The 25,892-nt window shown below is 72.1% G+C and carries 10 protein-coding genes (1 of these 10 cut by a window edge); 5 read left to right on the top strand and 5 right to left on the bottom strand.

The features are described from left to right. Positions 1-70: 70 nt before the first annotated feature. The 4 genes from AB3X07_RS13465 (at position 71) to AB3X07_RS13450 (ending at position 3,671) form a co-directional block, all read left to right on the top strand. Entirely contained in the window at positions 71-328 is a 258-nt protein-coding gene (locus AB3X07_RS13465; RefSeq protein WP_160965169.1) for a YciI family protein, read from the top strand. 16 nt (positions 329-344) lie between these two features. Beyond that, positions 345-1,535 (top strand): glutamate 5-kinase, encoded by a 1,191-nt coding sequence (gene proB, locus AB3X07_RS13460; protein WP_369939106.1) that lies wholly within the window; start codon positions 345-347, stop codon positions 1,533-1,535. Positions 1,536-1,648: 113 nt separating this feature from the next. Beyond that, positions 1,649-2,896: a glutamate-5-semialdehyde dehydrogenase gene (locus AB3X07_RS13455; RefSeq protein WP_369939105.1), complete on the top strand. Its 1,248-nt coding sequence runs from the start codon at positions 1,649-1,651 to the stop codon at positions 2,894-2,896. 1 nt (position 2,897) lies between these two features. Continuing rightward, positions 2,898-3,671: a hypothetical protein gene (locus AB3X07_RS13450; RefSeq protein ID WP_369939104.1), complete on the top strand. Its 774-nt coding sequence runs from the start codon at positions 2,898-2,900 to the stop codon at positions 3,669-3,671. Positions 3,672-3,960: 289 nt separating this feature from the next. Here AB3X07_RS13450 and AB3X07_RS13445 read toward each other — a convergent pair whose 3' ends face one another. Beyond that, positions 3,961-5,187: a sensor domain-containing diguanylate cyclase gene (locus tag AB3X07_RS13445; protein ID WP_369939103.1), complete on the bottom strand. Its 1,227-nt coding sequence runs from the start codon at positions 5,185-5,187 to the stop codon at positions 3,961-3,963. Positions 5,188-5,333: 146 nt separating this feature from the next. On the opposite strand from AB3X07_RS13445, the gene AB3X07_RS13440 reads away from it, so the two are divergent. Next, a complete protein-coding gene (locus AB3X07_RS13440) occupies positions 5,334-7,250 on the top strand; it encodes a CocE/NonD family hydrolase (protein WP_369939102.1) in 1,917 nt (638 codons plus the stop codon). 84 nt (positions 7,251-7,334) lie between these two features. Here AB3X07_RS13440 and AB3X07_RS13435 read toward each other — a convergent pair whose 3' ends face one another. The 4 genes in view from AB3X07_RS13435 to AB3X07_RS13420 are tightly spaced (at most 44 nt apart) and all read right to left on the bottom strand, a layout consistent with a single transcriptional unit that may run on beyond the window. Beyond that, on the bottom strand, positions 7,335-7,553 hold the full coding sequence (locus tag AB3X07_RS13435; protein ID WP_369939101.1) for an MbtH family protein: 219 nt from the start codon (positions 7,551-7,553) through the stop codon (positions 7,335-7,337). 31 nt (positions 7,554-7,584) lie between these two features. Next, on the bottom strand, positions 7,585-8,850 hold the full coding sequence (locus AB3X07_RS13430; protein WP_369939100.1) for a pyridoxal phosphate-dependent decarboxylase family protein: 1,266 nt from the start codon (positions 8,848-8,850) through the stop codon (positions 7,585-7,587). Positions 8,851-8,894: 44 nt separating this feature from the next. Continuing rightward, positions 8,895-25,175: an amino acid adenylation domain-containing protein gene (locus AB3X07_RS13425; RefSeq protein ID WP_369939098.1), complete on the bottom strand. Its 16,281-nt coding sequence runs from the start codon at positions 25,173-25,175 to the stop codon at positions 8,895-8,897. Beyond that, a protein-coding gene (locus AB3X07_RS13420; RefSeq protein WP_369939097.1) for a non-ribosomal peptide synthase/polyketide synthase crosses the window boundary here: on the bottom strand, positions 25,156-25,892 show its end. It continues 27,055 nt past the right edge of the window; 737 of the gene's 27,792 nt are visible here — the last part of the coding sequence; the start codon falls outside the window, past its right edge; it ends in the stop codon at positions 25,156-25,158. The genes AB3X07_RS13425 and AB3X07_RS13420 overlap by 20 nt, the downstream gene beginning before the upstream one ends.

The raw sequence follows: 25,892 nt of genomic DNA, 5'->3' as shown, positions 1-25,892 counted from the left end.
GGCAGCGCGCGGTCGTCGAACTTTTACCGGAGGCGCATGCCATGCCGCGCCTCGCATGCAGGAGAAGGCAATGACGTTGTACCTGGTGATGGCGATGCGCAAGCCGGCGTTTCCGGAGTCGGTGATCCAGCCGCATCGCGACTTCCTTGCCGCGCTGCGCGAACGCGGGCTGCTGGAGCGCAGCGGTGGCTTCGGCGACGGCAGCGGTGGGGCCTATGTGCTCAAGAACGTGGACAGCCTGGCGCAGGCGCAGGCCATCGTCGCCGAGGATCCGCTGGCGCTCCAGGCCGCGTCCGAGCTGACCGTGTACGCCTGGAACGCGCACTGAGCCGAGCGAGCGCCCGATGACCGCACCGACCGCCACCGCCGCCACGCCCTTCGTCGAGCAGGTGCTGCCGCCCTGGCGGCGCGCGGTGCTCAAGGTCGGCAGCAGCCTGCTGGCCGCCGACGGCGGTGGACTCACGCCACGCTTCGCGCTGGGCCTGGCGCAGTTCGTGTCGGCCAACCTGGCGGCCGGGCGCGAACTGGTGATCGTGTCCTCCGGCGCGGTCGCCGCCGGTCGCGCCATCGTGCCCAAGGCCGCCGAGGCGGGCGCGGCGCTGGCCGCGCGGCAGGCGCTGGCCGCGCTCGGCCAGGCGCAGCTGATCGCGCTGTGGCAGCGCTTCTTCGAGCGGCCGGTGGCGCAGGTGCTGCTGACCCACGACGACCTGCGCAACCGCCGCCGCTATCTCAACGCACGCGCCACCCTGGGCGAGCTGCTGCGGCTGGGGGCGCTGCCGGTGGTCAACGAGAACGACACGGTCTCGGTGGACGAACTCAAGCTCGGCGACAACGACAACCTGGCTGCGATCGTCGCCGCGCTGGTCGATGCCGATGCGTTGTTCATCGCCACCGACATCGACGGCCTGTACACCGCCGACCCGCGCCGCGACCCGCAGGCGCAGCCGCTGCACGAGGTGCAGGAGCTGAGCGCGGCGGTGCTGGCGATGGCCGGCGGCAGCGGCAGCGGCGTGGGCACCGGCGGCATGCGCACCAAGCTGGAGGCCGCGGCCAAGGCCGGCGCCGCCGGCATCGAGACCTATCTGTTCAATGGCCGCAGCGCCGAGGTGGTGCGCGGCCTGGCCCAGGACCGCCTGCGCGGCACCCGCATCCACGCCGCGCGCACCCGCATCGCCGCGCGCAAGTACTGGCTGCGCCACGTGCCGGTGGAGCCGGGCGCGATCCTGGTCGATGCCGGTGCCGCGGCCGCGCTGCTCGACAAGGGCGCTTCGTTGCTACCGGGCGGCGTCGCCGGTGCCGTGGGCGAGTTCCGCCGCGGCGACATGGTGGAGGTGCGCCTGCGCGACGCGGCCGGCGAGCGCTGCCTGGCGCGCGGGGTCAGCCAGTACGCGGCGGTGGACATCCGCCGCATCGCCGGCCGCCACTCGCGCGACATCGAGGCGATCCTGGGCTACAACTATGGCGAGAACGTCATCCATCGCGATGATCTGGTGGTGGTGCGGGAATCGGGAATCGGGAGTGGGGAATCGGCATAAGCGTGGCTTCTATGCAGGCCGTATTGCGTCCGTCCCTTCGAACCTTCCAGCACCGCGCGTAGCCTTTCCCGAATCCCGAATCCCGAATCCCCATCCAGCCCCCGGAACCCCCAATGACCTCCATCCGCACCCAGGCCCTGCAGTGCCGCGACGCCGCGCAAGCACTGGCGCAGTTGTCGTCGTCTGCCAAACAAGCCTTGCTGGAGGCGATGGCAGCGGCGCTGCAAGCGGATGCGGAGGCGATCCTCGCCGCCAATGCGCGCGATCTGGACGCGGCGCGGGCCAAGGACGTCGGCAGCGCGATGCTCGATCGGCTGGCGCTGGACGCCAAGCGCCTGGACGGCATCGCCGCGGCGCTGCGCGAGGTGGCGGCCTTGCCCGATCCGGTTGGGCAGGTCACCCGCGACGACGTGCGTCCCAACGGCATCCGCGTGCAGAAGATCCGTGTGCCGCTGGGCGTGGTGGCGATGATCTACGAGGCGCGCCCGAACGTCACCGCCGATGCCGCCGCGCTGTGCATCAAGGCCGGCAACGGCGTGATCCTGCGCGGGGGTTCCGAGGCAATCCACTCCAACACCGCCATCGCCACGGCGCTGCGTCGGGCACTGCGCGAGGCAGGCATCGGCGAGGCCGCGCTGACCCTGGTCGAGGATCTGCGCCGCGAGACCATGCTGGAACTGCTGCAGCTCAACGACCTTGTCGACCTGGCGATCCCGCGCGGCGGCGAGGGCCTGATCCGCTTCGTCGCCGAACATGCGCGGGTGCCGGTGATCAAGCACTACAAGGGCGTGTGCCATCTGTTCGTCGACGCCTCGGCCGACCTGGAACTGGCGGTGAAGCTGCTGGTCGACGGCAAGACCACGCGGCCGGCCGCCTGCAATTCCCTGGAGACGCTACTGGTGCACGCCGACGTGGCCGCGCGTTTCCTGCCGCTGGCGGCGCAGGCGTTGCAGGCGCGCGGGGTGGCGCTGCGCGGCGACGCCGCCACCCGCGCGCTGCTGCCGGACATCGACAGCGCCAGTGACGACGACTACGCCGCCGAGTACCTGGACCTGATCCTGGCGATCGCGGTGGTGCCGGACCTGGACGCGGCGATCGCGCACATCCGCCGCTACGGCTCGGACCATACCGAAGTCATCGCCACCGCGGATCCAGCCAACGCCGAGGCCTTCGTGCAGGCGCTGCGCGCGGCGGTGGTGATGGTCAACGCCTCCTCGCGCTTCTCCGACGGCGGCGAACTCGGCCTGGGCGCGGAGATCGGCATCTCCACCACGCGCCTGCACGCCTACGGCCCGATGGGCCTGGAAGCGCTGACCGTGGAGCGCTTCGTGGTGCGCGGCGAAGGCCAGGTGCGGCACTGACATGCGGACCGGGCATGGCGGTTTGAGCTTCCTCTCGCTGCTGGCCGTCGCCGCGCTGGCCGCTGTGGTCGGCGATACCGGGCACGAACTCGCGCACACCGTGGTCGCGATGTTCACGCCAGGCGTGAGCATGCGGCTGCTTTCGACCATCGGCCTGAGCAGCGTCGGCACCTCGCCGTGGATCGCCCTGGCCGGCCCGGCGTTCAATCTCTGTGCCGCGCTCACGCTCGCCCTGGCGCGTCGCTCCGGTCTGCCAGCAGCATGGCGCTATGCCGCCTGGGTCGTCGGCACGTTCAATCTGTTCAATGCAGCGGCCTATCTGGTCTATTCGGCGCTGCTGGGGAGCGGCGATTGGGCGACGGTGTTCGCTGCCATCGGCAATGCGGCGGCCTGGCGGATTCCGCTGGGGATCGCCGGCGTCGTCGGCTACTGGGCGGCCATGCGGGTCGCGTCGGCCGCGCTGGCGACGCTGTGCGCCGATGGCGTCTTGTCCGCCACGCAAGCCGCGCGTGCCTGTCGCGTCTCCTATCTCGGCTTCGGGCTGCTGCTCACGTTGGGCGCGCTGTTCAACCCGGTCGGCTGGGCGCTGGTGTTGAGTTCGGGTGTGGCGACGGGATTCCTGGCCATGGCGGGCATGCTGGCGCTGCCATCCTTGCTGCCTCCCGCGCCAGTCGAGCGCGATGGGCTGCGGTTGGGCATCGGCTGGCGGGTCGCCGGCGCATTGGCCAGCCTGTGGTTCGTCGCGGTGTTGGGGCCGGGCATCCGCTTGGGCTGATGCGTCCGTTGCGCGTCCCGACTGCCCGGCGATCGTCGCGGCACGTGCGTGGCGCCGCAGCGTGCCAGCCCCAGCGTTAGCCGCGTTCCGTTGAGCGCGTGTGTTCGATAGGCGCGCCCGCCGACGCTGCGCGGCGCGATCCGCGTCGCCTTGCCGTCGCGCCATTCCAGGTCCACCACGAAGCGCTGCGCACGGCGAGGGGCCAGGCGGCGAGGGGCCAGGCGCGGCACCGCGCGTATGCCGCGACGTCGCGGTGCTGCGCTTCGCGTGGTGCCGCTGACGGCGCGCGCTAGGAGTCGGCGCGCAACGGATGGTCGTCGCCGCTCGACACCGTGCGGTTGCGTCCTGCGGCCTTGGCCCGGTAGAGCATGCGGTCGGCCTGCGCCACCAGCGCCTCGACTGGCAGCGCGCCGCCCATCGAGGTCGCCACGCCGACGCTGATGGTCGCGTCGAGGCGGCGTCCCTCCACCTCCCTGGCCTGGGCCATGAACGCCAGGCGCAAGCGCTCGGCCAGGGCGCTTGCCTGCGCCAGGTCGCTATCGGGCAGCACGCAGACGAACTCTTCGCCGCCGAAGCGGAAGATCCAGTCGCCCTTGCGCAGGCTGCGTCGCGCGACCTGCGCGGCCAGCACGATCACCGCGTCGCCGAGCCGGTGGCCATGGCGGTCGTTGATGCGCTTGAAATGGTCGATGTCGAAGAACAGCACGGAGCGCCGCCGCGCGCCGCGGTCGCGCCATTCCTCGGTGCGCTGCTGGAAGAAGCGGCGGTTGTACAGGCCGGTCATCGGGTCGCGCACCGAGTCGTCGTAGTAGCGCAGCGCCTCGCGCTCCTTGTGCATCGCCACCAGCAGCGCGCTGGCCAGCAGCACGTGCAGCAGGATCCTGACGTTGTAGAACACCACCGCCCAGGTCTGGGTGGGCGCCGCGCCCAGCGGCTGCGGCAACCAGTGGGCGAAGACCGTGGCCAGCGCGGCCAGCGCCGCGGCTACCCAGAACACCAGCGACAGCAGGCCGGTGGACGGCACGCCGCCCTTGCGCCGGCGCCACAGTTCCCACGCCGGCAGCGCGCTGTACAGGCAGACCAGCCCGACCCGCAGGCTGGCGTTGGCCGTGGTCCAGCCGTAGCGGCCGAACACGGCGATGGCCAGGCCCAGCCACAGCAGGCCCGGCAACAGCAGCCAGCCCCATTTCGGCGGACGCTCGTAGAACGCGCGTATCGCCTGCCAGCCGAACGCGTAGGCGAGGGTGATGCAGAACGCGCCGAGTTGCAGGCCGAGCCGGCCGGGGAACGCCTGCGGCTGGATCAGCAAGCCGCAGCCGCAGGCGCCGGCCAGGAACGGCATCGCCAGCCACAGGCGATTGCCCGCGCTCGGGCGCGCGACCAGCACCAGCAGCGACAGGCACAGCAGCAGCACGGTGGTGTAGCCGAGCAGCGTGGGGACATCGACCATGGCGGCAGCGAAGACCTGCGGCCGGCACACGAGGATGCCAGGCAGGCCGTCTCGGAAAACATCCATTATCGCCCATCGCTCCGTGACGGACGCGCGGGGCCGCCACCGCCGTGCGGATTCGCGATGCCGCGCGCGGCGGCCGTCGTCGCGGCGACACTTCCGCGCCGGCGGCAATTGCGCCTACAGTCGCCTCCTCACTGTTCGGAGGTCCCATGCGACCCATCGCCGCCCGCTTGCTCGCCACCCTGATCGCCGCCGCCCTGGACACCGCCGCGCAGGCCCAGACCGCGCCGATGACGCCGGACATCACCGGCAAGCCGTTCGTGGCGCCGACCGCGGCCAACGACTACATCAAGCGCGAGGTGATGATCCCGATGCGCGACGGCGTCAAGCTGCACACGGTGATCGTGCTGCCCAAGGGCGCGCACGGCGCGCCGATCCTGCTGACCCGCACGCCCTACGACGCCAGCGGCCGCGCCAGCCGCCTGGCCTCGCCGCACATGCGCGACCTGCTGCCGCAGGGCGACGAAGTGTTCGTCGATGGCGGCTACATCCGCGTGTTCCAGGACATCCGCGGCAAGTACGGTTCCGAGGGCGACTACGTGATGACCCGGCCGCTGCGCGGCCCGCTCAACGGCAGCAAGGTCGACCACGCCACCGACGCCTGGGACACCATCGACTGGCTGGTCAAGCACGTGCCCGAGTCCAACGGCAAGGTCGGCATGATCGGCTCGTCCTATGAAGGCTTCACCGTGGTGATGGCGCTGACCGACCCGCACCCGGCGCTGAAGGTGGCCGCGCCGGAAAGCCCGATGATCGACGGCTGGATGGGCGACGACTGGCTCAACTACGGCGCCTTCCGCCAGGTCAACTTCGACTACTTCACCGGCCAGCTCAGCAAGCGCGGCAAGGGCGCGGGCATCCCGCGCCAGGGCTACGACGACTACAGCAATTTCCTGCGCGCCGGCTCGGCCGGCGACTACGCCAAGGCCGCGGGCCTGGAGCAACTGCCGTGGTGGCGCAAGCTCACCGAGCACCCGGCCTACGACGCGTTCTGGCAGGAGCAGGCGCTGGACAAGGTGATGGCGCGCACGCCGCTGAAGGTGCCGACGATGTGGCTGCAGGGGCTGTGGGACCAGGAGGACATGTGGGGCGCGATCCACAGCTACGCCGCGATGGAGCCGCGCGACACCGGCAACGACCGCAACTATCTGGTGATGGGCCCGTGGCGGCACAGCCAGGTCAATTACGACGGGTCGGCGCTGGGCGCGCTGAAGTTCGACGGCGACACCGCGCTGCAGTTCCGCCGCGATGTGCTCAAGCCGTTCTTCGACCAGTATCTGGTCGATGGCGCGCCCAAGGCCGACACCCCGCCGGTGTTCATCTACAACACCGGCGAGAACCACTGGGACCGCCTGCAGGCGTGGCCGCGCAGCTGCGCCCAGGGCTGCGCGTCGCGCAGCAAGCCGCTGTACCTGGCGGCCGGCGGCAAGCTGTCGTTCGACGCGCCGCAGGCTGGGCAGGGCGAATACGAGGAGTACGTGTCCGACCCGGCCAAGCCGGTGCCGTTCGTGCCGCGCCCGGTCGAGTTCGGCGACCGCGACATGTGGACCACCTGGCTGGTGCACGACCAGCGCTTCGTCGACGGCCGCACCGACGTGCTGACCTACGTCAGCGAACCGCTGGACGCCCCGCTCAGCATCGCCGGCGCTCCGGAAGTGCACCTGCAGGCCTCTACCAGCGGCAGCGACAGCGACTGGGTGGTGAAGCTGATCGACGTGTATCCGGAGCAGATGGCGTCCGATCCCAAGCTGGGCGGCTACGAACTGCCGGTGTCGCTGGCGATCTTCCGCGGCCGCTACCGCGAGAGCTTCGAAACGCCCAAGCCGATCGCGCCGAACCAGCCGCTCGCCTACCGTTTCGGCCTGCCCACCGCCAACCACACCTTCCAGCGCGGCCACCGGGTGATGGTGCAGGTGCAGTCGAGCCTGTTCCCGCTGTACGACCGCAATCCGCAGACCTACGTGCCCAACATCTACTTCGCCAAGCCCGGCGACTACCAGAAGGCGACGCAGCGCATCTGGCATACGCCGCAGCAGGCGAGCTACATCAGTCTGCCGGTGCGCTGAGCGCGACGACGACGCGGGGCGCGTCGTACCCGGGAGCAGCGGCGTCCGCGGCGGCGACCGCGGAAGCCCTCTTCGCGGCTCGTCTCAGTTCGCGTCTTCCTGCATGGCGCGGATGAGGCTGGCCGGCCGCATATCGGTCCAATGGGTCTCGATGTACTCCAGGCAGGCCTGGCGCGTGTCGGGGCCGTGCAGCTGGCGCCAACCTTCCGGAATCGCGGCGAATTCCGGCCACAGCGAATGCTGGTTCTCGTCGTTGACCAGGACCAGAAAGACGCCGTCGGCATCGTCGAAGGGGTTGCTCATGGAGTGCTCCTGTGGTGATGGATGGGACGGTTCAGTAGGTGACGATCGTTCTGGCCAGATTGGCCGGCTTGCCGCGTTCGCGCGTGTGCACGCACTGCGCCAGGTCCGCAAGATAGGCGTCCACGCCAAGGTCATGGCCCGGCGTGACGGTCATATGCAGCGCGGGAGGGTGCGAGAGGCGGCTGACGTACCAGCCGCGCGTCTGCATGGCATCGCCGATGCCATGGATGTCCAATTCCTGCGAACCGTAGGCGATCACGCTCAGGTCCGGCTCGCCGAACAGGTGCAGGTCGGGAATGGCGCGGATCCCGGCGATGTAGCGATCGCGCAGGCGCATCACCCGTTGCGCCAGGGCGCGATAGCCGTTCTCGCCCAGGTAGTGCAGCACCGCCCAAGCCGCGGCGACGGTGCCCCCGGGGCGGGTGCCGGTGAGGGTCTGGGTGCGATACATGCCCTTGGGCCAGTCGAAGTATTCGAAGTGCTGGTAGGCCATGTCCTCGGCGTCGGCGTAGAGGATGACCGACGCTCCCTTGGCGCTGTAGCCGAATTTGTGCAGGTCGGCCGACAGCGAGCGCACGCCGGGGACGGAGAGATCGAAGCGCGGCAGTCCCGGCTTGAACTTCGCCACGTGCGGGGCCAGGAAACCGCCGATGCAGGCGTCCACATGCAGCCAGACGCCGTGCTCGCGCGCCAGCCGGGCGATGGATTCGACCGGATCGATGACGCCGAAGGGCAGCGACGGCGCCGAGGCGACGATCATCAGGGTGTCCGCTGTCAGGTTCTGCGCCAGCACCTCGACGTCGGCGCGGTAGTCCTGGCCGATCGGCACCCGCAGCACATCCAGTTGCATCAGGTCGGCGGCCTTGTCGTAGGCGGGATGGGCGCTGGTCGGCAGCAACAGACGCGGCCGCGCGATGCGCGGATGCCGGTGGCGGAAGGCGCGCAGCGCGCTGCGTACGGCCAGGATGATGCTCTCGGTGCCGCCGGACGTCATGCTGCCGCCGCCGCGCGCGCCGCCGCCGAGCAGCGACAGCGCGATGTCGATGATGTCGTCCTGCATGCGTTGCAGGCTGGGAAAGGCCGCGGGCGCGAGCGCGTTCTCGTTGATGAACATCGCATAGGCACGGCGCGCGACGTCCAGCACGTCCTCGCCGGCGTAATAGACGTGCAGCGGGGTGCGTCCGTGTCGCCAGTCGGCGTCGCCGCTGCGCATGTCGGACATGGCGTCCTGCAGCGCGTTCCAGGGCAGCCCTTGCTCGGGCAGGGTCTTGCGGCGGTCGATGGCGAGGCGGGTCATGCGGCTGTCTCGATTGGGGCGGGGGCGAGCGGGAACGGCCGTGGTCACAACCGGTAGCGCTGCGCGAGTACGCGGCCGATCCGCGCCAGGTGCTGCGGATGCGCCATCTCGTCGTGGCGGCAGTCGAGGTCATGGACATGCAGGCGACCGTCGAGCGCGGCGGCGAACTCGGCCGGGCCGGGCGAGGCTTCTTGCTTGCCGGCGGTGGCGTTGAAGTACACCGCGTCCATGCGCGGCCGCGCGCCCGGCCGATAGCGGCCGAGCAGGTCGACGTCGTTGGCGGTGGCCGCGACCAGACGCTGCAGTTGGTCGGCGTCGAATCCGGAGTACACGCTGTCGGACAGTAGCTGCGCGGCGCGTTCGTAGTCGAGCGATTCGGCATCGCAGTCGTCCGGAGCGCAGCCGGAGACGTCGAGGAAATCGGCGAGGATGCGCGCGTGCGGCTTGCGGTTGGCGTCCGCGTCGAAGCCGGGCAGGGCGGTGAGCAGGTAGCTGTCGAGCAGGGCGAGCAGGGCGACGGTGTCGCCTTGCGCTTGCATGCGTTGCGCGACCTCGAAGGCGAGCGTCCCTCCATACGACCACCCGAGCAGGTGGTACGGCCCGTTCGGCTGCAACGCGCGGATCTGCGCCAGGCACGCTTCGGCCACTTCTTCCAGACTGTGCGGCAGGGGTTCGTGCGCGCGCAGCCCACGGCCTTGCAAGGCGTAGATCGGTCGGCGCGGATCGAGATGGCGCGACAGGCCCTGGTACCACCAGCCCAGGCCACCGGCCGGGGGCAGGCAGAACAGCGGCGCCAGCTCGCCCCGGGCGCGGATCGGCAACACCGCCTCGAACGAGGACAACGCGCGCAGCGGCGCATCCAGGCGTTTGGCCAGCAGGGCGACGGTCGGCGCCTCGAACACGTCGCGCACCGACACGCGCGCGCCGAGCACGTCGCGGATGCGTGCGACCAGCCGCGGCGCCAGCAGCGAGTGGCCACCGAGTTCGAAGAAGTCCGCGTCGACGCCGACCTCGTCGCGTTCCAGCACTTCGGCGAATAGCGCGCACAGCGCCTGTTGCTGCGGCGACGAGGCGGGCCGCAGCGGCGCAACGTCGGGTGCGGGCAGCGCGGCATGGTCGATCTTGCCGTTGGGCAGCAGCGGTAGCGCATCGAGGACGACGAACGCGGACGGCAGCATGTGCGCCGGCAATTGCGCGGCCAGGCGCTCGCGTAGCGCGGCGGTGTCCAACCCCGCCGCGCCACTGCCGGCCGGCACCAGATAGGCGACCAGCCTTTCCCGGGCGGACGGCGCATGGTGCAGGCCGACCGCGCACCGGGCGATCCCGGGGTCGGCCGAGAGCAATGCCTCGATTTCGCCTGTCTCCACGCGCTGGCCGCGGATCTTGAGTTGGCGGTCGGCGCGGCCCAGGTAGTCCAGTCCGCCCTCCTCGCGCCAGCGCACCAGATCGCCGGAGCGGTACATGCGCGCGCCGCGCTCGAACGGATTGGCGACGAAGCGCTCGGCGCTGAGCGCGGCGCGGCCCAGGTAGCCCCGCGCGAGCCCGTCGCCGGCGACGTACAACTCGCCCGGCGTGCCGGGCGGCACGGGGCGTAGGAACGGGTCGAGCACGTAGGCGCGCACGTTGTCGAGCAGCGTCCCGATCGGCACCCCGTGCGCGTCGCGTTCGTCCACGCGCACGTCGTGGCTGGTGGCGTCCCAGAACTCGGAGGTGCCATAGACGTTGAGCAGGCGCGCCCGCGGCAGTTGCGCCTTGAAGCGCCTGGCCAGTTCCGGGTTCAGCGCCTCGCCGCTGCACGCCCAGTAGTACAGATTCGGCAACCGCGCGGCGAGCGCCTGGCCGCTGTCGAGCAGCGCGCGCAGCAGCGAAGGCACCAGCACGATGCGGGTGGCGCCGCCGCGGGCGAGCGCGTCGATCATCGCCTCCGGGTCGGTCGCCTGCTCGCGGGTGAGTACCAGCAGTTGCTCGCCGCGCACCAACGGCATGAGCAGCTCCCACAACACGTCGATGAAGTTGACGGTGGTCTTCTGCGCGTAGACCTCGGCGATCGGTGCGCGGTCGGGCGCGACGTCCCAGTGCAGGCGCGCGGCGAGGCTGCGGTGGGTGCCCATCACGGCCTTGGGCTTGCCGGTGGAGCCGGAGGTGTAGAGCACATAGGCCAGGTGGTCGGGGCGCGGAACGGCGCGCAGCGGCGGCGCGGCGTCGGGCTCGGCGTCGATCGCGTCGATCGCGAGGATCTGCGCGGCGCAGGCGGGCAGCCGGTCGCGCAGCGCCACCTGGGTCAGTACCGCCATGGGACGCGCGTCGTCGAGCATGTAGGCCAGGCGTTGCGCCGGGTAATCCGGGTCCAGCGCCAGATAGGCCGCGCCGCTCATCAGGATGCCGAGCAGACCGACGATCGCCTCGGGCGACCGCTCCAGACACAGGCCGACGATGCGGTCCGGCCCTGCGCCGAGTGCCTGCAGGCGGCGCGCTACGCGCTCGGCGCGGCGGTCGAGTTCGGCGTAGCGGATGCGACGTGCGCCGAAGTGCACGGCCACCGCGTCGGGCGTGTGCGCGGCCTGGGCACGGAAGCGGCTGATCGCGGTGTCCGACGGGTAGGCGCGCGCCGTGGCATTGCGGGCCTCGGCCAGCGCACGCTCTTCGTCCGCTTGCAGGTCGAGCGCGGCCACCCGCAGCCGGGGCGTGTGGACGATGGCCGTCAGCGCGCGCTCGAAGCGGGCAAGGATGCGCCGTACCTGGCCGGGATCGAGCAGGTCCGGGCGATAGCTCACCTCCAGGCGCAGCGGTTCGCCCGGCGCCGGTGGCAAGATCGACAGGCCAAGCGGGTAATGGGTCGCGGCGGCGCCATGATTGCCGAGCAGCGACACGGCCAACGCCGCCGCATCGCCGCCGCCGTCGCCCGCCGCGGCGGGTTCGACCGGAAAGTTCTCGAACACCAGCAGGGTGTCGAACAGTTCGCCCCCGCCGGCCTCGCGTTGGATCTGTGCCAGGCTCAGATACTCATGGCCGATCAGCGCGGTCTGCTGCGCCTGCAGGCGGTCGAGCAATTCGTCCAGTCGCTCTTGCCCGCGGAGCCGCAGGCGCAGCGGCACCGTGTTGATGAACAATCCGATCATGCGCTCGACCCCGGCGACATCCGGCGGACGCCCGGAAACCGTGACCCCGAAGCACACGTCGTCGCGCCGGGTCAGATGCCCGAGCACCATCGCCCACGCCGCCTGGACCAGGGTGTTGAGGGTCAGCTGGCGTTCGCGCGCGTGCGCGATCAGCGCGGCGGCGAGCGTCGCCGAGACGTGCGCGCTCAGCATCCGCGGCACGGTCACCGCGTTCGAGGCCGCGGTCAGCCGGGTCGGTTCGCTCAGGCCATGCAGCGCCTCGCGCCAGGCCCGGCGCGAAGCGTCCTGGTCGCGCGCATGCAGCCAGGCCAGGTAGTCGCGGTAGGGCGCTGGCGCCTCGAGCGCGCCGTCGCCCTCGCGATACAGCGTGAACAGCTCGCGCAGCAGCATCGGCGAGGACCAGCCATCGAGCAGGAGATGGTGGCTGGTGAACACGAGATGGTGGCGGCACGCATCGCCGTCGCGGAGCAGGGCGAAGCGCAGCGCTGGACCGCGGGTCAGGTCGAAGCGGCGGTCGCGGTCCTGGTCCATGAAACGTTCCAGCGCGGCCTTGCGCGCGGCGGCGTCGCCGTCCAGCGCGAGCTCATGCCAGGGCAGTTCGGCCTGACGTGGGATCGTCTGCACGGGCGCGGGCAGGCCATGGTGGGCGAACCCGGCGCGCAGGTTGGGATGGCGCTGCAACAGCGCCTGCGCCGCGCCACGCAGGCGCTGCGGATCGAGCGGGCCGTGCAGGGTGAAGCCCAACTGGACCAGGTAGCGCTCGGCGGTCTGCGCTTCGCCGTCGCCGCCTTGTTCGAACAGGCTGTGGAACAGGAAGCCGTGCTGCAGCGGCGACAATGGCCATACGTCGAGCAGCGGCGGGGCTTCGGCCTGCAGCGCGTCGATCTGCGCTTGATCCAGCGTCACCAGCGCCAGGTCGGCTGGGGTCAGCAGGGACGCGCACTCGGCCGCGCGCGCGGCGATCGCGCGCAGGGCCTGGCACCAGAGCGCCGCCAGACGCTCGATATCGGCTCTGGCGAACAGCTCGCCGGCCCAGCTCCACGTCGCGCACAGCACCGGGCCGGCGCTGCGGTCTTCGGTGGTGGCGGCAAGCGACAGGGCGTGGGCGAGCGGGCGGCAGGCGTCGCCGTCGCCCCCGAGGTCGACGTCGGCGGCGGGCATCCACCCCGCCGGCGCGTCGCCGTCGCCGACCGCGAAACGGCCGAGGTAGTTGAAGCCGATCGGCGCCGGTGCCCGCGTCGCCAGCGTGGCACGGCCGAGGTCGTCGAGATAGCGCAGCAGGCCGTAGCCCACGCCATGGTTGGGCACTTCGCGCAGCTGCTGCTTGATCGCCTTGAGCGCGCGGTCGAGTTCGGCGTCGCCGCGCAATGCCGCGGCGCGGTCGACGCCGTGCAGCGCCAGGCGCAGCGGGAACTGGCTGGTGAACCAGCCGACCGTGCGGCTGAGATCGGCGCCGGCCACCCGGGTGTCGCGGCCGTGGCCTTCCAGTTCGAAGTGCACGCTGTCCTCGGCATGGCCGCGCTCCGCGTTCCACTGCAGCATCGCAAGCGCGAACGCACTCAACAGGACGTCGTTGACGCGCCCGCCCATGCGCTCGGTGGCGCGGGTCAACAGGATGCGGGTGGTGTCGCCGTCCAGGCGCAGCGGCAGGTGGCGTTGGCTGGCCAGCGTGTCGCGCCGCGGGTCGAGCGCGCGCGTCCCGAGTGGTGCCGGGCTGGCCTCGTCCATCGCCTGCCAGAACGGCAGTTCGTCGCGGTACGCGGCGGCGGCCTGCGGCAGGGCCAGCGCCCACTGCCGCAGCGAGGTCGGCACCGGTTCCAGCACGGGCGCGCGGCCGGCGGCGCGCGCTTCGTACGCGGCGCGCAGGTCGGGCACGAGGATGCGCCACGATACGCCGTCGACGGCGAGATGGTGAATGGCGAGGAACAGGCGCGACCTGGCGCCGTCGTCGAACCACGCCATCTGCAGCATGCGTCCGGCGCGCGGCGCCAAGCGGCGCTGCGTGGCGGCCGAAGCCTCGGCGATGCATTGGATAGTGGCCGCGATATCGCCACCGGCCAGGTCCACCCGGGTGATCAGATCGGCCGCGGGCACGCTGCCGCGCGCACCGATCTCCAGGGCATTGCCGTCGAGCAGGCGCAGGCGCAGCGCGTCGTGGTGGTCGATCAGATCCTGCACGGCGGCGCGCAGCGGTTCGGCCTGCAGCGCAGGCACGTTCAGCAGCAGGGTCTGGGCGAAATCGTCATGATCGCCCGGGCGTTCGAACAGCCAGTGCATGATCGGCGTGGCCGGCAGCGGTCCGGATGGCGCGACCGGCGGCAGCGCGCCGAGCCGATCGGCAACGGCCTTGCCCGTGCCGAGCACGCGCGCCAGCGCCTGCGCGGTCTGTTGTTCGAACACGTCGCGAACGCTGAAGTGCAACCCCTGGACGCGGGCGCGCGCGACCAGTTGGATCGAGCCGATGCTGTCACCGCCCAGGGCGAAGAAGCCCTGGTCCGCGCCGACCGCCTCCAATCCAAGCACCTGCGCGAACAACGCGCACAACGCCGCTTCCTGCGGCGTGCGCGGCGCGCGTCCGGCGCCGTCGGCGTGCGGTTCCGGCGCGGGCAGCGCGTCGCGGTCGAGCTTGCCGTTCGGCGTCAGCGGCAGCTCGGACAGCGCCAGCAGTGCCGCCGGCACCATGTAGTCGGGCAGGCGTTGCGCCAGTTGCGCGCGCAGGGCGTCGGCGTCGAAACCGCCGTCGGCCACGGCGACGTAGCCGACCAGGCGGCGCCGGCCTGGCGCGTCCTCGCGCACGATCACCGCGTTGCGCGGATAGCCGGCGCTGGCCAGGGCGGCCTCGATCTCGGCCGGCTCGATGCGATAGCCGCGCAGCTTGATCTGGTGGTCGGTGCGGCCATGGAACTCCAACGCGCCGTCCGCGCCCCAGCGCACCAGGTCGCCGGTGCGGTACATGCGCTCGCCTTGGGCGAACGGGTCGGCGACGAAACGCTCGGCGCTGGGCGCGGCGCGGCCGAGGTAACCACGGGCGACACCGGCGCCGGCGACGTACAGCTCGCCGACGATGCCCGGCGGCAGCGGCCGCAGCGCGCGGTCGAGCACGTAGCAGCGCGCGCCTTCGATCGGCGTGCCGATGCAGGTCGGCGCATCGTGGCGGAAGCGCCCCGATGCGCACCAGATCGTCGCTTCGGTTGGGCCATATTCGTTGTGCAGGATCGCGTTCGGCGCCTGCGCGGCATGCGCGGCCGGCACTGCGGCGGCGATGTTCTCGCCGCCCAGGATCACGCTGCGCAGGGATGCCAGCGCCGCACCGGGTCCGCCGCCGGCATGCTCGAGCACGGCCGCGTACAACGCCGGGCCGCTGATCCATTGCTCTACGCGGTGGCACCGTACCAGCGCGGCGAGCGCGGCGGCGTCCCTTTCTTCGCCGGGCGCGGGCAGCACCAGCGTGGCGCCGCTGGCGAGGCTGGCGAACACCGGCGCCAGGGCGGCGTCGAAGGCCAGCGACGGCAGCAGCACCGCGCTGGCATGGCGCGGGTAGCGTGTGGCGCGCGCGCGGATCGCGTTCACCGCCTGGCGGTGTTCGACCGCCACGCCCTTGGGGCGACCGGTCGAGCCGGAGGTATAGAGGACGTAGGCCAGGTCGTACGGGCCGACCGCGCGTGCGGGAGACGCCGGTTGCTCGTGTTCGTTGTCGGCGTCGAGCGAAAATAGCGCGATGCCGGCGCCGCGATGGCGCTCGGCGAAGCCCGCCTCCGCGACCAGCAAGGACGGCGCCGCATCGGCGAGCGCGTGCGCGACACGCTCCGCCGGGTGGTCCGGGTCGATGGGCAACCATGCCGCTCCGCTCTTGAGCGTGGCGAGCAATACGACGATGGCATCGATGCCGCGCGGCAGCGCCGCGGCCAGCAGGTGGCCAGGACCGAGTCCGCGCGCGCGCAGGCGCGCGGACAACGCAGTGGCGCGCGCATCCAGCGCCGCGTAAGGGATACGTTGTTCTCCCGCGATCAGCGCAACGGCGTGCGGCGTCAGCGCGGCCTGGCGTTCGAACATGCCGTGCAGCGTGGCCGACGCGGCGCGGTCCTCGGCGTCGCGATTGAATGCGGCGACCTCGATCATGCCGGTCGCGTCGAGCAGGTCGATGCGGCCGAGCCGCTGCGCCGGATCCTCGGCGATGGCGGCGAGCACGCGCTGATAGGCGTGGAGCAGGCGGCCGGCGCGGTCGGCGTCGAACGCATCGTCGCGGTAGCTCAGGCTCAGGCGCAAACGCTCGCCGGGCATCGCCGCCAGGCCCAGCGGATAGTGCGAGGCGTCGCCACCGTACTGGCTGTGGCGGCCGATCCGCAGCGCGTCGGCGGCATCCGCGCCGGCCAGCGCGCGCGCGTCGACCGGATAGTTCTCGAACACGGTCAGTGTATCGAACAGGTCGCCGATGCCGGCCAGGCGCTGGATCGCGCTGAGGCCCAGATGCTGGTGTTCCAGCAGGGCCGATTGCTGCGCCTGCATCCCCGCCAGCAGTTCATCCAGGCGCAGCCGCGGCGACAGCCGCACGCGTACCGGCACGGTGTTGATCAGCAGGCCGAGCATCCGCTCCACACCGGGCAGTTCCGGTGGCCGGCCGGAAACCGTGGTGCCGAAGACGATGTCATCGCGGCCGACGATGCGGCCCAACAGCACGGCCCAGGCGCCCTGGATCAGGGTGTTGAGGGTCAGGCCGAGCGCGCGCGCGCGTTCGCCGAGGCGCTGCGACAGCGGCTGCGGCAGCGCTTGCGCCAGGACCCGCGTGGCCGCGTCGCCGCGGCCGCGTCGGCTGGCGACGAGGGTCGGCTCGTCGAGCCCGGCCAGCGCCTCGCGCCAGGCCCGTTCCGCGGCCGCCTGGTCGCGGCCGGCGAGCCAGGCGAGGTAGTCGCGGTAGGGGGCTGGCGGTGCCAGCGCAGTGTCGTCGCCGCCGTTGCGGTAGAGCGCGAACCACTCCTCCAGCAGTACCGGCAGCGACCAGCCGTCGAACAGGATGTGGTGATAGGTCAGCGCCAGCACGTGGCGGAGGGCATGCTCGCGTACCAGCGTCACGCGCAGCAGCGGGCCGTGTTGCAGGTCGAAGCCGCGCGCGCGATCCTCGCGCAGCAGCAGGTCCAGCGCCGCCGCGCGTGGCGCGGATGCGGCAGGCAGGTCGACGTCGCGCCACGGCAGTTCGGCCTCGCGCACGATCGCCTGCACCGGTACGCGCAGCCCCTGGTGCAGGAACGCCGCGCGCAGGTTCGGATGGCGTCGCAGCAAGGCCCGTGCGGCGTGGCGCAGCGCGGCCGGCTGCAGCGCACCGTCGAGGGTGAAGGCCATCTGCACGACGTAGCTGTCGGCCTCGCCACGATCGCGGGCGGCGTCGGGCGCCGCCGCACCGTACTGCGCGTGGAACAGGAAGCCGTGCTGGAGCGGCGACAGCGGCAGCAGGTCCTGGAGCGGCGGCTGCGTGGCTTCGACCGCTTCGATCTCGGCCTGGTCCAGGCCGCTGAGCGGCACGTCGCTGGGGGTCAGTCGTGGCGGGGCGTCGGCGTTGGCGGCGATGCGGCGCAGCGCCGCGAACCAGCCTTGCCCCAGCGTCTCGATATCCGCGGGCGCGAACAGTTCCTCGGCCCAGCTCCAGTCGGCGCACAGCACCGGGCCGTCGGCGCGGTCCTCGGTGGCGGCGTTCAGCGCCAGCGCGTGGGCCAGCGGTCTGGCTTCCTGGCTGGCGCCGACCAGGCCGGCGTCGGCGGCCAGGGTCCACGCCTGATCCGCGCCGGACGGAGCGGCGACGGCGAAACGGCCGAGGTAGTTGAAGGCCATCTGCGCGCCCGCGCAGGCGCCGAGCACGGCGCCGCCTTCGGGGTCCAGATAGCGCAGCAGGCCATAGCCGATGCCGTGGTCGGGCAGCGCGCGCAATTGTTCCTTGACCGACTTGAGCGCGCGGTCGAGCGCGTCGCCGCCGGCCAGTGCGGCGGTGCGGTCGATGCCGCGCAGCGACAGCGCCAGCGGGAACAGGCTGGTGAACCAGCCAACCGTGCGCGACAGGTCGGCGCCGGCCACCGCGGCGTCGCGCCCGTGGCCTTCCAGGTCGAAGTGCACCGTGTCGGCATCGCGGCCGCGAGCGTGGCGCCAATCGGCGACGGCCAGCGCGAACGCGGTCAGCAGCACGTCGTTGACGCGCCCGCCGATGCGTTCGCTGGCGCGGGTCAGCAGGATGCGGGTCGTGGCGCTGTCCAGGCGCAGGGCGAGGTGGCGCTGCCGCTTTGCGGTGTCGCGCGCGGAATCGAGCGCACGCAGGCCAAGTGGCGCGGTGTCGGCGGTGCTCATCGTCTGCCAGAACGGCAACTCGGCGCGGCGCGCGGCCGCCATCTGCGGCAACGCCAGCGCCCATTGCCGCAGCGAGGTCGGCGCCGGTTGCAGCAGCGGCGTTTGACCGTCCGCGCGGGCCTGGTAAGCGGCCTGCAGGTCCGGCACCAGGATGCGCCAGGACACGCCATCGACGGCGAGGTGGTGGATGGCGAGGAACAGGCGCGATGCGTCGTCGCCGGCGTCGAACCAAACCGCTTGCAGCACCTGGCCCGTGGACGGGTCCAGGCGCGCCTGCGCCGCGGCGGTGGCGTCGGCGATGCGCGCGGCGCGGGCGTCGCCGCCGATGCCGTGCAGGTCGATCCGTTCGAGCGTGTCGGTGGCGCGCACCGCGCCGACCGGCGCGATGTCCAGCGCGCAGGCGGCATCGCAGCGCAGACGCAGCGCGTGGTGGTGATCGAGCAGATCCTGCAGCGCCGCGCGTAGCGCGGCAGCCTCGAGCACCGGCACCTGCAGCAGCATGCTCTGAGCGAAATGCGCGTGCGGACCGGGTTGTTCGAACAGCCAGCGCTGGATCGGCGTGGCCGGCAGCGGGCCGCACGGAGGCTGCGCGGGCGCGGCGTCGGCTGCGTGCTCGCGCCGGGCGATGCGCGCCAGCGCGCGGACGTTCTTGTGTTCGAATACGTCGCGCGCGGAGAACTGCAGTCCGCGTTGGCGGGCGCGGCCGACCAGTTGGATGGAGCCGATGCTGTCGCCGCCGAGGGCGAAGAAGCCGTCATCGATGCCGACGTTCTCCAGCCCCAGCGTTTGCGCGAAGAGTTCGCAGAGCACGGCTTCGTCGGCGTTGCGCGGGGCGCGCGCGGCGACCGGCGCGAAGCACGGCGCCGGCAGGGCGCGGCGGTCGAGCTTGCCGTTGGCGGTCAGCGGCAGGGCGGGGACGGCGACGAAGGCGGCCGGGAGCATGTACGCCGGAAGACGTTGCGCGAGTCGCTCGCGCAGGGCGTCGGCATCGACCGATTCGGCGACCAGATAGGCGACGAGCTGCTTCTGGCCCGGCCGGTCCTCGCGCAGCAGCGTGGCGGCCGGCGCGTGGCCCAGGTCGGCCAGTGCCGCGTCGATCTCGCCGAGCTCCACGCGCAAGCCGCGCAGCTTGACCTGCTGGTCGCTGCGGCCGAGGAAGTCGATGCGGCCATCGGCGCGCCAGCGGGCGAGGTCGCCGGAGCGGTACATGCGAGCGCCGGGGGCGAACGGATTGGCCACGAAGCGCTCGGCGCTGAGCGCGGCTTGGCCGAGGTAGCCGCGGGCCAGGCCGGCGCCGGCGATGTAGAGCTCGCCGGTCGCGCCGACCGGCATCGGCTGCAGGGCCGCGTCGAGCACGTAGACCTGCATGTTGTCGAGCGGGGTGCCGAGCGCGACGCTGGAGACGTCCTCGCCCAGGGGCTCGACGGCGCCGGCGAGCGCGAAGGTGGTGGTTTCGGTCGGGCCGTAGCCGTTGACGATGCGCAGGCGCGGATGACGGGCCTGCAGGCGGCGGATCGCGGCGGGGTGCAGCACGTCGCCGCCGGCCAGCACCTGCTGCAGCGGCGCGAACAGGTCCGGCGCGGCGTCGGCGAACTCGTGGAACAGGCCGGCGGTCAGCCACAGGGCGCTGACGCCGTGTCGTTCGATGGCGCGCTGGTAGTCGCGGGCATCGCCGGCGTCGGCATCGAGCACGGCGACGCGGCCCCCGCGCAGCAACGGCACCCACAGTTCGTAGGTGGAGGCGTCGAAGGCGTGGCTGGAATGCAGCAGGACGGTGGCATGGCCGTGGTCGAAGCGGCGATCGCGGGCGAGGGCGACGATGTCGCGCTGGCGCACGGCCACGCCCTTGGGGATGCCGGTGGAGCCGGAGGTGAACATGACGTAGGCCAGCTGCTCCGGGTGGATGGCGGCAGCGGGCCGGTCGTCGGCCTCGGCCACGTCGAACCCGAAGGCATCCACGCGCACCGTGTGGGCGGCGGCGATGCTGCGTCCGTGCGCGGACGCGTCGGCGACGAGCAGCTGCGCGCCGGTCTGGGCCAGCAGGGCGCTCAGGCGGGCGTCCGGATGCGCGGCGTGCAGCGGCACGTAGTAGGCGCCGGTCTTGAGCACGGCGAGCACCGCGACGATCAGCTCGGGCGAGCGCTGCATCAGGATCCCGACGCCGCGCTCGGCGGTGGCGCCGTGCCGCCGCAGTGCGTGCGCGAGCGCATCCGCGCGCCGATCCAGTTCGGCATAGCACCATGCGACCTGTTCGCCGACCACCGCGATCGCGTCCGGCGTCGCTGCGGCCTGGCGCGCGAACGCGGCCGCCACCGACTCCGCCGCTACCTCGTGCGCGGTGGCGTTCCAGGTCTCCAGCACGGTCCGCCGCTCGTGCGGATCGAGCATCTCGACCGACCCGATCGGTGCCTCGCCATCGCGCGCCACCGCCACCAGCATCCGCTGCAGCCGCGCGGCGATCGCCGCCGCGCTCGCCGGCTCGAACAGATCCAGGGCGTATTCGACCGCGCCATCCAGGCCGCACGGCGCGCCAGCGGCGTCGAAGCGCTCGTTGAAGGCGAAGCTCAGGTCGAACTTGGCCACGCTGTGGTCGAACTGGGCCGCGCGCACGCGCAAGCCAGGCAGGTCCAGTTCGGCGCGCGCGGTGTTCTGCAACACGATCAGCACCTGGAACAGCGGATGGTGGGCGAGCGAGCGCTCGGGCCTGAGCAGGTCGACCAGCTGTTCGAACGGCAGATCCTGATGCTCGTAGGCGGCCAGGGCGGTGTCGCGCGCCCGCGCCAGCAATTGGGTGAAGCGCGGATTGCCGGAGGTGTCGTTGCGCAGCACAAGGGTGTTGAGGAACAGCCCGACCAGGTCGTGCAGCGCTTCATCGTTGCGCCCGGCCACCGGCGTGCCGAGGGCGATGTCGGTGCCGGCGCCGAGCCGGGTCAGGGTCGCGGCCAGCGCCGCCTGCAGCACCATGAACAGGGAGGCGCCATGCGCCCGCGCCAGCGCCGCGAGCCGCGCATGCGTCTCGGCGTCCACCGCGAACGGGTGCTGCGCGCCGCGATAGCTGGCGCGGGGCGGGCGCGGCCGGTCGATCGGTAGCACCAGGCAGTCGGGCAGCCCGGCCAGGCGCTCGCGCCAATAGCCGATCTGCGCGCCGATCAGACTGCTGGGATCGCCATCATCGCCGAGCGTGCGCTGCTGCCACAGGGTGTAGTCGGCGTACTGAACCGGCAACGGCGCGCGTCGCGGCGAACCGCCTGCCAGGCGCGCCGCGTAGGCGTCGGCGAGGTCGGCGGCCAGCGGCGCCATCGAGGCGCCGTCGCAGGCGATGTGGTGCAACAGCAACAGCAGCGCATGGCGCTGTTCGCCGGAGTCGCGCGTGGCCTGGCAATCGAACCTGTAGAGGGTAGCGCGCAGCGGAATCTCGCTGGCGAGGTCGAACGCATGCGCCGCGTCCTCGGCCAACGCGCCGGCCAGCATCGACTGCGCGATCACGCGCTCGTGCAGCGGCGGCGCCAGCGGCGCCAGCACCTGTTGGTGCGGAACCTCGGCATCGGGAAACACCGTGCGCAGGCTTTCGTGGCGCTCGACCAGATCGGCCAGGGCCGCGCGTAGCGCCGGAAGGTCCAATGGACCGTGCAACTCCAGCGCCAGCGGCAGGTTGTAGGTGGCGCTCGGGCCTTCGAACCGGTGCAGAAACCATAGCCGGCGCTGCGCGAACGACAGCGGCAGGCGGGGCGGGCGCTGTTGCTTTTCCAGCAAGGGGCGACGCGCGGAGTGCGGATTCAGCACCGCCGCCAGCGCGGCCACGCCAGGCGCTTCGAACAAGGCGCGGATCGGCAGTTCGATGTCCAGTTCGGCGCGGATGCGGCTGATCAGGCGGATCGCCAGCAGCGAGTGCCCGCCCAGCGCGAAGAAGCTGTCGTCGATGCCGACTCGCTCGACCCCCAGCACTTCGGCGTACAGCCCGCACAGGGCGCGCTCGCGCGCGTCGCGCGGCGCGCGCTGGCTGGTCGGCGCATGCTCCACTGCCGGCAGCGCCTTGCGGTCGAGCTTGCCGTTGGGCAGCTGCGGCAGCGCCGGCAGCGCGACCAGGGCGGCGGGCACCATGTACTCGGGCAGACGCTGCGCCAGCCGAGCGCGGAGCGCATCGGCATCGAAACCGGCCGCGGCGGCGACGTAGCCGACGATCCGGCGCTGGTCCGGGCGGTCCTCGCGCACGATCACCGCGTTGCGAGGGTAACCAGCGCGGGCCAGTTCGCTCTCGATTTCGCCCAGCTCGATGCGCAGCCCGCGCACCTTGACCTGGTGGTCGGCGCGGCCGCGATGGACGATGACGCCGTCCTCGCGCCATTGCGCCAGGTCGCCGGAGCGGTACATGCGTTCGCCGTGGGCGAACGGGTCGGCGACGAAGCGTTCGGCACTGAGCGCGGCGCGGCCGAGATAGCCGCGGGCCAGACAGGCGCCGGCGATGTAGAGCTCGCCCAGGGTGCCTGGCGGCACCGGTCGCAACGCGGCGTCGAGCACGTAGAAGCGCGTGTTGGCGATCGGGCCGCCGATCGGGATGGGGCCGTCCTCGTGCTCGCGGCAGGGCCATGCGGCCACGCCGATGGAGGTCTCGGTGGGGCCGTAGGAATGGTGCAACGGCCGGCCCAGACGCTGGGTCGCGCGTCGGTGCAGGTCGGCCGACAGCGCTTCGCCGCCGCAGACGACACGGCGCAGGCTCGCGCATTGCCATGCGTCGGCCTCCAACACGAACATGTCCAGCATCGAGGCGACGAAGTGCACCGTGGTGACGCGCTCGCGCTCGATCAGGCGGGCGAGATAGCGCGGTTCGCGCTGGCCTTCCGGCCGCGCCAGCACCAGGCGCGCACCCTGGGTCAGCGGCCAGAACAGTTCCCAGACAGAGACGTCGAAGCTGATCGGGGTCTTCTGCAGCACGGCGTCGTCGCCGCGCAGCCCATACGCGTGCTGCATCCAGGCGAGCCGGTTGACGACGCCGCGGTGCGGGATCGCCGCGCCCTTGGGCTTGCCGGTCGAGCCGGAGGTGTAGATCACATAGGCCGGGTGCTGCGACCGCAGCGGCGCGCGGCGCTCGCCATCGTCGATCGCATGGGCCGGCAGTGCGACCAAGCGCTTGCCCAGCGCGATCTCGTCGAGCCGCCATTGCGGCGTGCCGGCCGGCAGGCGGTCGGCCACGTCATGGCGGGTGAGCACGCACGCCGGCGCGGCGTCGGCGAGCATCTCGGCCAGGCGCTCTGGCGGATAGTCGGTGTCCAGCGGCAGGTAGGCGGCGCCGCTCTTGAGGGCCGCGCACAGCGCGACCGGCAACTCCAGCGCGCGCGGCAGCGCCACGCCGACGATGGATTCAGGGCCGATGCCCGCGGCGATCAGCGCACGCGCCAGGCGGTTGCTGCGCGCTTCCAGTTCGGCGTAGCGCAGCGAATGGCCTTCGAAACGCAGCGCGATCGCGTCGGGGGTGCGCGCGGCCTGAGCGGACAGCAGCGTCGCCAGGGTCGTCTCGGGTACCGCGTGGGCAGTCGCGTTCCAGTCGCGCACGACGCGCTGGGCTTCGTCGGCGTCGAGCAGGTCGATCCGGCCGAGCGGTTGCTGCGGGTCGGCGGCGAAGGCCTCGATCAGGCGCTGGTAGCGGCGCCCCAGGCGCAAGACCTGTTCGCTTGCCAGCAGGTCGGGGCGGTAGCTGAGCTTGAGCTGGTACGGCGTGCCCGGGATCAGCGCCAGGCCGAGCGGGTAGTGCGAGGTGTCGCCGCCCTGGTGGCTGTGCACGGCGACGGCGAGGTCCTGCGCGCCGTCGCCGTCGTCGCCGAGCGGAAAGTTCTCGAACACCACCAGGGTGTCGAACAGTTCGCCATGGCCGGCGATGCGCTGGATTTCGGTCAGGCCCAGGTGCTGGTGGTCGAGCAGGGCGGATTGGTCGCGCTGCAGGCGCTGCAACAGCACGGCGACGGTCTCGTCCGGGCGCCACTGCAGGCGCAGCGGTACGGTATTGATGAACAATCCGACCATCTGCTCGACACCGGCCAGCTCTGGCGGCCGGCCCGAGACGGTGGTCCCGAAGGCGACATCGCGACGGTGGGTCAACCGGCCCAGCAACACGCCCCAGGCGGCCTGGACCAGGGTGTTGAGGGTGACGCCGAGGGCGCGCGCCTGCCAGGTCAGGCGGCTTACCAGGTCCTCGGGCAGGTCGATGCGCAGCGTCTCCGGCACCGCCGGCGCGGTGCTGGCGGCGGCGATCCGCGTCGGCTCCTGGAAGCCGGCGAAGGCCGCAGCCCAGGCCTCGCGCGCGGCGGCGCGATCGCGCCCGCCGAGCCAGCGCATGTAGTCGCGGTACGGCGCCACTCGCGGCAGTGCGTCGATGTCCGCGCCATTGGCATACAGCGCGAACAGCTCCTGCAGCGCGATCGGCGTGGACCAGCCGTCGAGCAGGATGTGGTGGCTGGTGAAGATCAGATAGTGCCGCGCGGCCGCTGCGCGCACCAGCACGAAGCGCAGCAGCGGCGCGCGGGTCAGGTCGAAGCGTTCCTGCGCGTCATCGGCGATGGCCTGCGCCAGCGCGGCCTCGCGCGCGTCCGGCGCCAGCGTCGACAGGTCCAGATCGCGCCACGGGGCGCGCACCTCGCGCTGGATCACCTGCACGGGTTCCTTGATCTTGTGGTGCACGAACGCCGCGCGCAGGCTGGCGTGGCGGCGCAGCAGCGCGTCGGCGGCGGCGCGCAGCGCGGCCGGATCGAGCGCGCCGTCGAGGACGAAGGTCATCTGCACCACATAGCTGTCCTGCACGGCGTCGTCGTACAAGGCGTGGAACAGGAAGCCGTGCTGCAACGGCGTCAGCGGCAGGATGTCTTCAATCTGCGAGTGGCGCATAGAGCGATTCCAGGAGCTCGATGTCGGACTGGTCGAGCGCGACGAGAGGCACGTCGGATGGGGTCAGCGCGGCGCCGTCGGCGTCGCGGGCGAAGTCGGCGATGCGGCGCAGGGCGTCGAACCAGGCCTCGGCGAAGGCGGCCACCGCCGCCTCGTCGAGCAGCGCCCCGGCCCAGCTCCAGTTCGCCTGCAGGCGCGGGCCGTCGGCGTCGTCGCGGACCAGCGCGTTGAGTTCCAATGCGTGCGCCAGCGGCTGCCCAGGGTCGCCGCCGCCGCCGAAGCCGCCGTCCGCGCCGACCGGCTGCCAGTCCGCGTCGTCGGCGCCGTGCTCCGTGGCGGCGACGGCGAAGCGGCCGAGGTAGTTGAAACCCAGCGACGGCGGCGCCAGTGCGGCCAGTTCGGCGCGCGCCTCGGGGTCGAGGTGGCGCAGCAAACCGTAGCCGATGCCCTGGTCGGGCACCTGCCGTAGTTGTTCCTTGACCGACTTGAGCGCGCGTTCCAGCGCGTTGCCGCCGGCCATCGCGTCGTCGAGGTCGATATCCGCACCGTCCAGGCGCAGCGGGAACAGGCTGGTGAACCAGCCGACCGTGCGCGACAGGTCGGCGCCGTCGATCAGACCGTCCACCGCCGCCGTCTCGCGGCCGTGGCCTTCCAGGTCGAAGGCGACCGCGTGCGCATCGTGTTCGCCGCGCGCCCGCCGCCAGTGCAGGGCGGCCA

Origin of the sequence: Xanthomonas sp. DAR 35659 (assembly GCF_041242975.1) — a bacterium.
Classification (GTDB): Bacteria; Pseudomonadota; Gammaproteobacteria; order Xanthomonadales; family Xanthomonadaceae; genus Xanthomonas_A; species Xanthomonas_A medicagonis.
Note: the sequence above shows the minus strand (reverse complement) of the source record. Positions and strands in the feature narration are given on the sequence as shown.

Coding starts and splice junctions, on each gene's coding strand:
- AB3X07_RS13425 (WP_369939098.1), bottom strand. CDS start 25,175: ATGCGCCACTCGCAGATTGAAGACATCCTGCCGCTGACGCCGTTGCAG.
- AB3X07_RS13445 (WP_369939103.1), bottom strand. CDS start 5,187: ATGGATGTTTTCCGAGACGGCCTGCCTGGCATCCTCGTGTGCCGGCCG.
- AB3X07_RS13450 (WP_369939104.1), top strand. CDS start 2,898: ATGCGGACCGGGCATGGCGGTTTGAGCTTCCTCTCGCTGCTGGCCGTC.
- AB3X07_RS13430 (WP_369939100.1), bottom strand. CDS start 8,850: ATGACCCGCCTCGCCATCGACCGCCGCAAGACCCTGCCCGAGCAAGGG.
- AB3X07_RS13455 (WP_369939105.1), top strand. CDS start 1,649: ATGACCTCCATCCGCACCCAGGCCCTGCAGTGCCGCGACGCCGCGCAA.
- AB3X07_RS13465 (WP_160965169.1), top strand. CDS start 71: ATGACGTTGTACCTGGTGATGGCGATGCGCAAGCCGGCGTTTCCGGAG.
- AB3X07_RS13435 (WP_369939101.1), bottom strand. CDS start 7,553: ATGAGCAACCCCTTCGACGATGCCGACGGCGTCTTTCTGGTCCTGGTC.
- proB (WP_369939106.1), top strand. CDS start 345: ATGACCGCACCGACCGCCACCGCCGCCACGCCCTTCGTCGAGCAGGTG.
- AB3X07_RS13440 (WP_369939102.1), top strand. CDS start 5,334: ATGCGACCCATCGCCGCCCGCTTGCTCGCCACCCTGATCGCCGCCGCC.